Origin of the sequence: Prevotella dentasini JCM 15908 (genome assembly GCF_000614065.1) — a bacterium.
GTDB lineage: Bacteria > Bacteroidota > Bacteroidia > Bacteroidales > Bacteroidaceae > Prevotella > Prevotella dentasini.
The window spans coordinates 100369-111977 of the sequence record NZ_BAKG01000002.1 but is presented as its reverse complement, the minus strand read 5'-3'; the positions used below and the strand labels follow the sequence as shown (position 1 = coordinate 111977).

Below are 11609 nucleotides of genomic sequence, written 5' to 3'. Positions count from 1 at the left end.
TTGACAAGAACACGACAAAGCAAAGAGGGTGTGGCTCAACAGCCACACCCTCTTTATATATTATCACTGAAAAACCGCGCTTACGCTTCCTTGTCGTATTCCAAGTGGAAGTTGACAACCGCCTCAATGCCTTTCTTCCAAAGGTCTACGGGCATGTTCTCGTTAGGAGAGTGGATTGCGTTGGATTCCAGACCGAATCCCATGAGGACGCTCTTCGTACCGAGAAGTTTCTCGAATGTAGAGATGATGGGGATACTGCCGCCAATGCGGACTGGCAGCGGACGCTTGCCAAATACATTCTCAAAGCCACGCTCGGCAGCCTTGTAAGCAGGGAAGTCGATAGGACAAACGTAGCCGTAACCGCCATGAAGCGTCTCTACCTTCACGGTAACGGTGTCGGGAGCAACTTTATTGAAATAGTCTACGACCAACTGGCCTATCTTCTTATAGTCCTGATGCGGTACGAGGCGCGAGGAAATCTTGGCGTACGCCTTTGAGGGTATTACGGTCTTTGCGCCTTCGCCCTGATAGCCGCTCCAAAGTCCGCAGACATCGAACGACGGACGATAGCCGGTGCGCTCAATTGTGCTGTAACCCTCTTCGCCGAAGATATTCTTGATGCCGAGCGACTTCTTGTACTCTTCCTCACTGAAAGGAATAGAAGCCACAAGCTCTCGTTCTTCCTTCGATGCCTCTTCAACGTCGTCGTAGAATCCCGGGAAGCGGATTTTGCCATCGGGGCCGGTTACATCGCCGATGAGTTTGCAGAGAACGTTGGCAGGGTTGGCTACAGCTCCACCGAACGTGCCGGAGTGGAGGTCGTGGTCAGGGCCTGTAACCTCAATCTGCCAGTAAGCCAAGCCACGCAGACCAGTCGTGATAGAAGGTACGTCGGCACCGATAAGCGATGTGTCGGAAACGAGAATGACATCGCACTTCAACAAATCCTTGTGTTCCTCAATGAACGGAGCAAGGCTGCCGGAGCCGATTTCCTCTTCCCCCTCAAAGATGAACTTCATATTGTGCTTCAACAGGTCGTGCTTGTTGATATACTCGAACGCCTTGGCCTGAATGAACGACTGGCCTTTATCGTCGTCAGCACCACGTGCCCAGATGTGTCCGTCCTTGACTACCGGCTCAAACGGTTCGGTCTTCCAAAGCTCGAACGGCTCAGCCGGCATCACGTCATAGTGGCCGTAAACCAAGACCGTCTTGGCATTTGGGTCTACTATCCTTTCCGCATAGACCATGGGGTTGCCCTTTGAGGGCATCACCTCTGCCTTGTCTACACCAGCTTCCAAAAGCAACTCCTTCCAGCGGTTGGCGCATTTTACCATGTCTTCCTTATGGGCAGGCTGTGCACTTACGCTTGGAATACGTATCAGGCTGAACAACTCTTCGAGCATTCTTGCCTCATTCTCTTCTACATATTTCTTTATCATAGTCTTTGATATTTTGAGATTTTCTTTCATAGTTGCCTTGTCCTACCGGACGAGTGCACTGCAAATATACTATTTTTTTTCTGAACGCAAGTAGAAAAGCCACAATATCTTAAAGATTTACTTTCCGATTAATATGTATTGGAAAATATTAACCCTCCCGGCAGGTCCCGCAGCCAGTCCGACAGGCCTCCGCCTCCCAAAGGCTGTCCACGCACCTTACGGGTAAACCGCTTTGCCGGCCATACTGCCACAGCCTGTTTGCCGACAAGCCCGAATAACAAAACGAAAGTGGCGTTTTCACCTTGCGAAACAGGCACTTTGATGGTGCGAAAACGCCGCTTTCATTTTGCGGCCTAAGGCAAACAATATCCGGGGAAGAATAACTAATCGGAAAAAAAGCATTATCTTTGCAACTTCATTCGGATTGCGGCCCGATAACATAAGTTAGAACAAGAGGTACAACAGAGGCGCAACCGCATCACAGACAGAAGACATTATGAAACAGAGACATCATTACACCGGGCTTTCCGATGCAGAGGTGGCAGCGAGCCGCCAACGGAACGGGACAAACATACTGACGCCTCCCGAACGCGAATCGCTCTTCCAACGTTTCTTGGAGAAGTTCTCCGACCCTCTCATCATCATTCTGCTCATTGCCGGAGCACTCTCCATCGGCATTGCCTGCTACGAATACTTCGGGCTGAACGAGGGGCTGCGCACTTTCTTCGAGCCGGTCGGCATCTTCATCGCCATCCTGCTGGCTACGGGCATCGCCTTCTTCTTCGAGCTGAAAGCCGACAAGGCCTTTGCCATCCTCAATCAGGTGAACGACGACGAACCTGTAGAGGTGATACGAAACGGCAACACCACCTCCGTGCCGAAGCGCGACATCGTGGTCGGGGACATCGTTATCCTCAACACAGGGGCAGAGATTCCTGCCGACGGCGAGCTGCTTGAGGCCATCAGCCTGAGCGTCGACGAATCGTCGCTGACGGGCGAACCTATTTGCAGGAAGAGCACACGGAGGAGGATTCCGACCCGGAGGCTACTTTCCCTACCCATCACGTCATGCGCGGAACGAAGGTAATGGAAGGACACGGTATCTTCCGCGTGCTCGCAGTAGGCGACAAAACCGAGAACGGAAAGGTGTTTGAGGCAGCACAGATAGACAACAGCGTACGCACACCGCTCAACGAACAACTCGACGGACTGGGCAAGCTGATAACCAAAATCAGCTATGTGTTTGCTGCCGGGGTCATTATCTGCCGCATGCTCGTCTTCTTCGACTGGGCCTATCCGGCATGGTCGCTCGTCGTGCCTACCATTCTCTTTTTCTGGATGGTCATCCGCAAGTTTGACCAATGGCCGGGGAAAGTATGTATATCCATTATCACCCTCTACTTCCTCACCCTCATCAGCACTATCACCGTACTGCACAGCTTCCTGCTGCCGGGCGAGGACATATCGCGCCTGCTCGGATATACGCTCGGCACGCTGATGATTGCCGTTACCCTCATCGTCGTTGCCGTACCTGAAGGACTCCCGATGGCCGTTACGCTGAGCCTTGCCTACAGCATGCGGAGGATGCTGAAGACCAACAACCTCGTCCGGCGCATGCACGCTTGTGAGACAATGGGCGCGACAACCGTTATCTGCACCGACAAGACGGGGACGCTGACACAGAACCAAATGCGTGTCTTCAAGACGCAATTCTACGGACTGGGCGAAGGGCAGGAGCTTTCCGACAATGCAGAGAGCCGCCTGCTGAAGGAAGGAATGGCCGTAAACAGCACAGCCGCCCTCGACCTCTCCCACCCCGACGCACCTGTCGCCATCGGCAATCCTACCGAGGGCGCGCTCCTGCTGTGGCTCCGCTCGGCAGGCGAAAACTATCAGACGCTGCGCGAAGAGGCCGCGACAATAGACGAGCTGCCTTTCTCTACCGAACGGAAATATATGGCAACCGTCGTCAGGTCGGCGGCAATGGAGGGGAAGACCATCCTCTACGTGAAGGGAGCACCCGAGATTGTACTCGGACTATGCCGGAACATAGAAGGAGGAATGACGCAGGAAGCCATTCAACAACAATTGCAGAGCTATCAGGCACAGGCTATGCGCACACTGGGGTTTGCCTATCAGATACTCGATACCGGGGCAGGAGCTATAAATAATGGAGCCGTTCAGGCAGACAATCTGACCTTTCAAGGCATCGTAGCCATCAGCGATCCCGTGCGTGAAGACGTTCCACAAGCGGTGGAAGAGTGCATGAGAGCAGGCATTGAGGTGAAAATCGTTACGGGAGACACGCCGGGAACTGCTACGGAAATAGGCAGGCAGATAGGTCTCTGGACTGCTGCTGACAGCGAACGCAATATCATTACAGGGCCGGAATTTGCCGCTCTCAGCGACGAGGAGCTTGACCGGCGGGTGATGGAACTGAAAATCATTGCACGTGCACGTCCGATGGACAAGAAACGGCTGGTTGAGTCGCTACAGCGCAACGGACAAGTCGTAGCCGTAACGGGCGACGGAACGAACGACGCACCGGCTCTTCATGCCGCCCATGTAGGACTATCGATGGGCGACGGAACGTCGGTGGCCAAGGAAGCGTCAGACATCACGATTATAGACAACTCTTTCAGCAGCATCGGCAAGGCAGTTCTATGGGGCCGTTCGCTCTATCAGAACATTCAGCGGTTCCTGCTTTTCCAGCTGACGGTGAATGTTGCCGCCTGCTTTATCGTCCTCTCGGGCGCACTGATGGGCACGGAATCTCCCCTGACGGTAACGCAGATGCTGTGGGTCAACCTCATCATGGACACCTTCGCAGCCATGGCTCTGGCCTCGCTGCCGCCTTCGTCAAGGGTGATGAACGACAAGCCACGCGACCGCAAGGCGTTTATCCTCAACCGGGAGATGCTGTGGAATATCACAGGCGTAGGCAGTTTCTTCTTCCTCCTGCTCTTGGTGTTCCTCTATATCTTTGAGCACGCCGACATCCGGCAGCTCACCGACCTCCTCCATCTGCACTTGGGGGCACGCGACGCACTCAGTCCCTACGAACTGACGCTGTTCTTCACCATTTTCGTCATGACACATTTCTTCTATCTCTTCAATGCCCGTGCCTTCAATACAGGGCGGAGTGCACTCCACTTCAAGGGCTGCAAGGGACTCGCGTTCATCGTTACGGTTATCTTTGCCGGCCAGATTCTGATGGTCGAGCTTCCCATTCTACAGGATTTCTTCAACGTCGTCAGCCTGCGTCCGCTCGACTGGCTCATCATCATTGCCGGCTCCTCGCTCGTGCTTTGGGTACGGGAGGCATGGCAGTGGACGAAGATTAGGAGATAGCCTCCTGCTTCTTTCAAACCCGAAGCCCATTCTTGGGGAAGTGAAAATAAAACAACAGAAATCCCGTCTATCTAATTCTTGTTATGGAATCGGATAGACGGGATTTCTGTTTTCGCACATCGGCCGTCCAACTGCCGAAATATGAAGTCAGCAGGCATAACAGCCGATGGTCAGATACAGGTGTAGCCACCATCCACGGGTAACACGACGCCCGTTACATAGCTGCTGGAAGGAGACGCGAGGAAGAGGGCGGCAGTGTCAAGCTCACCTTCTTTACCATAGCGTTCCAACGGTATCGCATTGTGGGCGTACTGCCGGAACGACTCGGTAGCGAGGGTTTCCTTGGTCAGCGGTGTCCAGAAATAGCCCGGACATACGGCGTTGACAGTGATGCCATGCTTTCCCCACTCGGCAGCCAAGGCACGCGTCATGTTGACGACACCGCCCTTGGCGGCATGGTAAGGCGTGGCAGGAGCAGTCTTGTTGCCTACCAGTCCGTACATAGAGGCAATATTGATGATGCGGCCATACCTTGCAGGTATCATGGCCTGCCCTGCAACGGCACGGGCTACACGGAACGAGCCAAAGAGGTCGATGTCAAGCTCGTTCCAAAACTGCTCGTCGGTAATGTCCTCTGCCGGTGCCACGGCTCCCGTTCCGGCATTATTGACAAGGATGTCGATACGCCCGAAATGTGCCACCGCCTTTGCCACCGTCTCGTCAACAAGCCCTGTATCGGTGATGTCGCAGCGAAGGGGAAGCGTTTCTACCCCGAAGTCTTCGATAAGCTGCTTTGCCACTTCCTTGATTTTCTCTTCGCGGCGTGCTACGGGAACAATATTGCATCCCTGACTGGCCAAAGCACGTGCCATCTGTACGCCCAACCCGGTAGAGCACCCTGTTACAAGGGCTACTTGTCCTTTTAGTGAAAAATAATTCTTCATTGTCATTCCTCCTATTTATTTTAAGTACAAAATAATCCTGACCTCTGAAGATGGCTCAACTTTCCACTCTCAAAGTAAAGACAGACATCCCGTCTATCCGCTTCGATTATCACATGTCGGACAAACGGGACGCCCGTCCCCACAATGTCGAAGCACTTTGCCGTAATCTTGCGAACTACTATCAAAAGTCAAGATACCTTCCATGTATCTGCCACAAAGATAGGCAAAGGAATCGACAATTCCTATTTTTTTATCGTTTTTCTTTTCCCGATGGCCGGGCGGTCTCTCACAGCCGCTTCGCCTTCAGGCTGTTATTCTGCTGCAAAGGCGCGCTCGGCATGATACGACGAACGGACGAGCGGACCACTTTCAACAAACTTGAAGCCTTTTCGGAGGGCAGTTTGCTTATAGGCGGCAAATTGTTCGGGGGTGATATATTCCGCTACTGGCAGATGCTTGGAGGTGGGTTGCAGATACTGCCCGATGGTCAGGCGTCGGCATCCCGTGGCAAGAATGTCGTCCATCAGCTCCTCCACCTCTTCTGTCGTCTCTCCCAGTCCGACCATAAAGCCCGTCTTCGACATGACACCCGACTTGGTAATGGCGGCAAGAACCTCAAGGCTACGCTCGTAACGGGCTACGCTGCGCACGCCCGGGGTCAGACGGCGAACCGTCTCCATATTGTGCCCGGCCACGTTCGGACGTGCTGCCATTACCTGCGCGATGAGTTCGGTATTCCCCATGAAGTCGGGGATAAGCACCTCTATCAGTGTCGTCGGGTTTTCCTTGCGCACGCATGCAATGGTCTTCGCCCAATGGTCGGCTCCGTAGTCTTTCAGGTCGTCGCGGTCTACCGAGGTGATGACGGCATATCGGAGTCCGAGAGCCTTGACCGACTCTGCCACGTTCTGCGGTTCCTGCGGGTCGAGCATCCCCGGCCGCCCCGTCGGCGTATTGCAGAACTTACAACTGCGCGTGCAGATATTGCCTCCAATCATCATCGTAGCCGTCCGCGCAGCCCAACACTCCGTCTGGTTCGGACAGAGTCCGCTCGTACAGATGGTGTTCAGGTGGTGCTTGGCAAGGATATGGCTGTCTCGCTCGTCTGTGCGGTCGACTTCAGGTTGATTTTCAGCCAGTCGGGCTTCCGGACGTGTGGAGGACGACCAAAGAGAAGACGCAGGAAGTGCTTCAGCTCCAGTCCGCGGATTACGGCAGAGAGGTCAACGTCGTTCAGTCTTTCGGCAACTGCCTCTCTTGTAAAGTCCACGCCACGAAGCAGGTCGAGCAGTTCGCGGTCCAAGTCGCCAATGAGGAAATAGTCGCCTGCGAGGTTGATGCTGTTGATAACGTTGTTCTTCAGCTCCACATGGGCTTCCAGCGTACCGACATTGGCAAACCTCTTCTTCCTGACTTCCGTAAATTTAGGATTTTTCCCATAGACAAAGGCATCCGATGCCAGTTCCTTCTCTATCTCGGAAATCTTCTCCATGTCCTTATCGGTCAGCACCAATTGCTCGGAACCGCACATATAGTCCTGCACGTATGCGAGAAAGGCATCAAGCGAAAGCTCCGTATAGTTTCCGATATTGTTCACTCGCTGTATGACCGACGCCACCCCCTTGCTCTGCAACTTGTCGTGTGAGGGTGTAAGTGCTCGCGAAAGATGTTCGAGCTGGGTGTTGAAGAGTACCGTATTGTGGAGGACACTGCGCCCCTGAAGCCGGTAAAAGGCACTGCCCGACACTTTCCGTTCTTCCACAAGTATGTCGTTGCGGCCTGAGAGCCGTGCATCGATACCGATGCTCTGCAGGAGCTGCGCCACCTTATTCATATACTCACCGAAAGCAAGGTTCACATTGTCGGCAAAGGAGATGTACGAGAACTGTATGCAGCCAGCGTCGGCATAGACACAGCCGCCACCGCTCTTGCGCCGGAAGATGTGTACGCCGTTCTTATGGCAATAGTCTATGTCCACTTCGTTGTCTATCAGCTGATTCCGTCCGAGCATCACGGTGGGTTCCACCTGCCATGCAAAGAAATAGTCGTCGTCGGTATAGGTTCGCGCAACGTACTCTTCCACGGCAAAGTAGAAGGGCAGCTGCTTGTTTTCTTTCTGTTCGGGAATAATCAGGTATTTCATAGCCCTTTGGTTGTTGATTGTTAGTTGCGGGATAATATTCTCATAGCCGCACCGCCCACTCCTGTTTCTCTCTGTTCAGTCGTCGCAGATGCAGGCATCATAGCTTTATTTTCTGCAAATTTAATACAAAAATATAAGATAAGCATACTTTTGAACCGAAAAAGAATATCACCATAGCCGTGTTACCCTCTTGCCAAGACGGATGGGCCTCATCCTGCGGACACCCTCCTTGAACGGCATAGAAACAACGCCGGTTGTTGTTTTTCTTTTTTTCTGTCATGCTGTCAGTCCTTGCAATCTGTTGAGTATCAACCGCCAAATTGTTAAAACCGCTGACAGGCTGACAGCAACTTGCCGTCAGGGCAAGGCATAGCATGGCCTGCAAAGCGGATTTTCCATCAGCTGTCTCCGCTGTCTTGTGTCTACCAATGCTCCATGCAGGAAACACGGTTTCACCTTCCTGCCGACATGCCATAAAGACAAGAAGACCCGGAACACGCAAGATGTTCCGAGTCTTCTCATTTTTCTGAATGGACAAAGGGCCTACTTGTCGCTCTTAACGATAGTCCTCTTCTCCTTGATACGTGCAGCCTTACCAGTGAGCTTGCGCAGATAGTAGAGTTTTGCACGACGAACCTTACCGCGCTTGTTCACCTCAATAGAGTCAATGTTCGGTGATTCGATTGGGAAGATACGTTCTACACCTACAGTGCCGGACATCTTGCGAACAGTGAAACGCTTCTTCTCACCATGACCGCTAATCTTGATAACAACACCACGGTAGAGCTGAATACGCTGCTTGTTACCCTCAGTAATTCTGTAAGCTACGGTAACGGTATCACCTGCTCTGAACTCGGGGAACTGCTTGCCGGTTGCAAATGCTTCTTCAGCAACTTTAATTAAATCCATTTTGCTTGATAAATTAAATATTGTTTGTTGTTCCGTGCAACATAGTCCATGACTCGTCCACTGCCAGCGGTTACACAGAAAATCCGTGCAAAGGTACGACTTTTTGACCGACCGACCACTCAAAGGCGAAGGAAGAACTTTTCTTTTAACTTCTTTTCACGCACACAACTCCTTTTTATAAGGCAGGGACGCGTACAACTCTCAACTTTTCCTTACCTTTGCAGAACTCGCACCGCCAGCCGGAAGGCCCGGCAAGCCGGAAAAGCGGAAAAGAAAACATACAATAAGAAAACTATGCGCAACAAACTAACTTTACTCGGAGGCCTCTCCATTGCCCTTCTGACAACAGGCTGCGCCAGCCACCGCCAGACCTTGGGAGGCACCCACTACGAACTGACAGGCGTCTCGCGCTCGCGGATACTCATCGACCAACGCTACGATGCACATCCCGACCGTCAGGCAGAGACATTCATCTTGCCCTACAAGCAGCAGGTAGACAGCATCATGGGACCCGTTGTGGGCGAAACCGACCACTATATGGCCGCTGCGCGGCCCGAGAGCGAGCTTTCTAACCTGTTGGCGGACATCATGGTATGGGAAGGGAAGGCGTACAACGAGCAGCCCGACTTCGGCATCTACAACATGGGAGGCATCCGGGCCGCCCTGCCTGCCGGAAAGATTACCTACGGCAACGTGCTCGACGTATCGCCCTTCGAGAACAAAATATGCTTCCTCACCCTGACGGGCGACAAGGTACTGAAACTATTCCGCGAGATAGCACACAACGGCGGCGAGGGCGTCAGCCGCGGACTACAGCTTGTCATCACCTCCGACGGACGGCTGAAGAGTGCGAGCCTCAACGGAAAGGAGATAGACCCGAAGCGCGACTACCGCATCGCCACGCTCGACTATGTTGCCCAAGGCAACGACGGCATGACGGCGTTCAAGGAGAAAAGCCGCGTCAACTCACCGCAGGACGAGAGCAACAACTTCCGCTACATCATCATCAACTACTTCAGGGAGCAGACCGCACAGGGCAAGAAAGTAAACGCCCGGGTAGAGGGGAGAATCAAGATAGAAAAATAAGAGACAGCCATTCGGCGAACTGATTTCGGGGAAAAGACATCCCGAAGAGAGAGACGTTAAAAAGCAACAAGCACAAAACAAACGATATGAAGAAACATATATGCTTATCACTACTGCTGCTGACGGCAACCCTGTCCTTCGCGCAGGACAAACAGCTGACCATTCTGCACACCAACGACACGCACAGCCAGATATATCCCTTCAGCGAGAACCTTGCCGACACGCTCCGGGCAGGGCGGGCAGGCTTCCTCCGCCGCATTGAGATGCTGAAAGAGGAACGTGCCAAGAACCCCGACCTGCTGCTTTTCGACAGCGGCGACTTCTGTCAGGGCTCGCCCTACTTCACTCTCTACAAAGGCGAGGTGGAGACCGCTGATGAATATGATGCACTACGATGCCGGAACCGTCGGCAACCATGAGTTCGACTTCGGTCTCGACAACATGGCACGCATCTTCCGCTCACTCAACTTCCCCATCGTCTGCGCCAACTACGACTTTACGGGCACTCCCCTCGCTTCCATCGTGAAGCCCTACACCATCCTCGAGCGCAAGGGGGTAAGGATAGGCGTCTTCGGCATATCGCCCAAGCTGGACGGCCTCGTAGACCACAAGAACTACCTGCCCACCGTCTACAACGACCCCATCTCCGTGGCACAGAAAACCGTCGACGAACTGAAAGCCAAGCGGTGCGACCTCATCATCTGCCTCTCCCACTTAGGATGGAACGTCGAGGGCATCAGCGACGAGGAACTGGTGGCAGGCACCCGCGGCATCGACCTCGTGCTCGGGGGTCATTCGCACAGCTTCCTGCAACAACTGGAGTATGTCAACAATCTGGACGGAAAGCCCGTAGGCATCGACCAGAACGGCAAGAGCGGCATCTACATCGGCAAGATGATTCTCAACCTGAAGCAGAAGAAAAGATAAAGCCCCGGACACCGCCCATACGGCCATGCCGCGGCGACAAAACGAAAGTGCCCCTTTCGCGTGGTCAAAGTGCCCCTTTCGCATTGCGAAAGGGGCACTTTCGTTTTGCCGGAACAGCATGCGCATTACATCAAAAAGCCAATACGGAAGGAAAGAACAGGACTAATTAAAGCAGGAGTTTCAAGAACGCTATTACTTGTCCTTATATACACAAACCGCCATTTACCGAACGGGCTGAAAAAAAGAAGCCTCTTCTTACTCCATTACCCAATCTTTTCGTACTTTTGCACATACGTTAGTAGATTGTAGAAATGAGATGAAAAAGAATTTAAGAACCATCATTGAAGACTTGGGACGGAAATCGCATGTCCGCAAGGAACTGGCAGCCGATTTGGAAAAGCTGTCCAGCGGACTGGCCAAACATCACATACACCTCGATGCCCAGTCGCTGAAGAAGCTGAAAGGATACCTCGCTGCCAAGGAGAAGCCGTCTGCAAAGACGCTCAACCGGCTCGCACTCTTTGCAGGATTCCAAAACTGGAAAGACCTGAAAGCGGCACTGCACGGCGACAATGATGCCCAACTCAATTACGAAGACTGACCCGGGGAGTCTCCACGCAGCCGTTCCTGCCACCGGCCATCCCCCTTCCGCCCTGTCATCAGCCTACCGCCAACAGCAGGACTGGCAGGAAGGACGCTCCATTTGTCAGCCGCACTTGGCAAAAGACAGCCCGGACAATTGTAAAACAGCAGAAAACACGCTTTTTAACAATTGTATGCCATTAATAACCATTGGCTCTTGGATTT

8 protein-coding genes and 2 pseudogenes are annotated in these 11609 nt (G+C 53.0%); 5 read left to right on the top strand and 5 right to left on the bottom strand.

The window, feature by feature from the left end; genetic code table 11:
* Window positions 1-80: 80 nt before the first annotated feature.
* On the bottom strand, window positions 81-1442 hold the full coding sequence (locus JCM15908_RS01475; RefSeq protein ID WP_025001984.1) for a dipeptidase: 1362 nt from the start codon (window positions 1440-1442) through the stop codon (window positions 81-83).
* A gap of 496 nt (window positions 1443-1938) precedes the next feature.
* Between JCM15908_RS01475 and JCM15908_RS14265 the strand changes: the two genes are divergently transcribed.
* Together JCM15908_RS14265 and JCM15908_RS11600 are read left to right on the top strand one after the other, a co-directional pair.
* On the top strand, window positions 1939-2529 hold the full coding sequence (locus JCM15908_RS14265) for a P-type ATPase actuator domain-containing protein (RefSeq protein WP_084607799.1): 591 nt from the start codon (window positions 1939-1941) through the stop codon (window positions 2527-2529).
* Complete coding sequence (locus JCM15908_RS11600; RefSeq protein ID WP_234396348.1) at window positions 2448-4793, top strand: cation-translocating P-type ATPase; 2346 nt, start codon at window positions 2448-2450, stop codon at window positions 4791-4793. Before JCM15908_RS14265 ends, JCM15908_RS11600 begins: the two co-directional genes overlap by 82 nt.
* 170 nt (window positions 4794-4963) lie before the next feature.
* On the opposite strand, the gene JCM15908_RS01465 is transcribed toward JCM15908_RS11600, so the two are convergent.
* The 4 genes and pseudogenes from JCM15908_RS01465 to rplS form a co-directional block, all read right to left on the bottom strand.
* Window positions 4964-5737, bottom strand: coding sequence for an SDR family NAD(P)-dependent oxidoreductase (locus JCM15908_RS01465; RefSeq protein ID WP_199897198.1), 774 nt, complete (start codon window positions 5735-5737; stop codon window positions 4964-4966).
* 311 nt (window positions 5738-6048) lie between these two features.
* A pseudogene (gene lplA / locus JCM15908_RS14260) lies at window positions 6049-7880 on the bottom strand (bifunctional lipoate--protein ligase/lipoyl synthase).
* Window positions 7881-7977: 97 nt separating this feature from the next.
* Window positions 7978-8418, bottom strand: coding sequence for a hypothetical protein (locus JCM15908_RS01450; RefSeq protein WP_148295487.1), 441 nt, complete (start codon window positions 8416-8418; stop codon window positions 7978-7980).
* A 5-nt stretch (window positions 8419-8423) separates the two neighbouring features.
* Complete coding sequence (gene rplS, locus JCM15908_RS01445; RefSeq protein ID WP_025001981.1) at window positions 8424-8789, bottom strand: 50S ribosomal protein L19; 366 nt, start codon at window positions 8787-8789, stop codon at window positions 8424-8426.
* A 294-nt stretch (window positions 8790-9083) separates the two neighbouring features.
* Between rplS and JCM15908_RS01440 the strand changes: the two genes are divergently transcribed.
* From JCM15908_RS01440 to JCM15908_RS01430, 3 genes and pseudogenes are all read left to right on the top strand, one after another.
* On the top strand, window positions 9084-9875 hold the full coding sequence (locus tag JCM15908_RS01440; RefSeq protein ID WP_025001980.1) for a 5'-nucleotidase C-terminal domain-containing protein: 792 nt from the start codon (window positions 9084-9086) through the stop codon (window positions 9873-9875).
* 86 nt (window positions 9876-9961) lie between these two features.
* Window positions 9962-10802 (top strand): annotated as a pseudogene (locus JCM15908_RS11585) (bifunctional metallophosphatase/5'-nucleotidase).
* Window positions 10803-11118: 316 nt separating this feature from the next.
* Window positions 11119-11403 carry a hypothetical protein gene (locus JCM15908_RS01430; RefSeq protein WP_025001979.1) on the top strand — a complete coding sequence of 95 codons (285 nt, stop codon included), beginning with the start codon at window positions 11119-11121 and terminating at the stop codon, window positions 11401-11403.
* Window positions 11404-11609 lie beyond the last annotated feature (206 nt).

Coding starts and splice junctions, on each gene's coding strand:
- JCM15908_RS01440 (WP_025001980.1), top strand. CDS start 9,084: ATGCGCAACAAACTAACTTTACTCGGAGGCCTCTCCATTGCCCTTCTG.
- JCM15908_RS01465 (WP_199897198.1), bottom strand. CDS start 5,737: ATGAAGAATTATTTTTCACTAAAAGGACAAGTAGCCCTTGTAACAGGG.
- rplS (WP_025001981.1), bottom strand. CDS start 8,789: ATGGATTTAATTAAAGTTGCTGAAGAAGCATTTGCAACCGGCAAGCAG.
- JCM15908_RS01430 (WP_025001979.1), top strand. CDS start 11,119: ATGAAAAAGAATTTAAGAACCATCATTGAAGACTTGGGACGGAAATCG.
- JCM15908_RS14265 (WP_084607799.1), top strand. CDS start 1,939: ATGAAACAGAGACATCATTACACCGGGCTTTCCGATGCAGAGGTGGCA.
- JCM15908_RS01475 (WP_025001984.1), bottom strand. CDS start 1,442: ATGATAAAGAAATATGTAGAAGAGAATGAGGCAAGAATGCTCGAAGAG.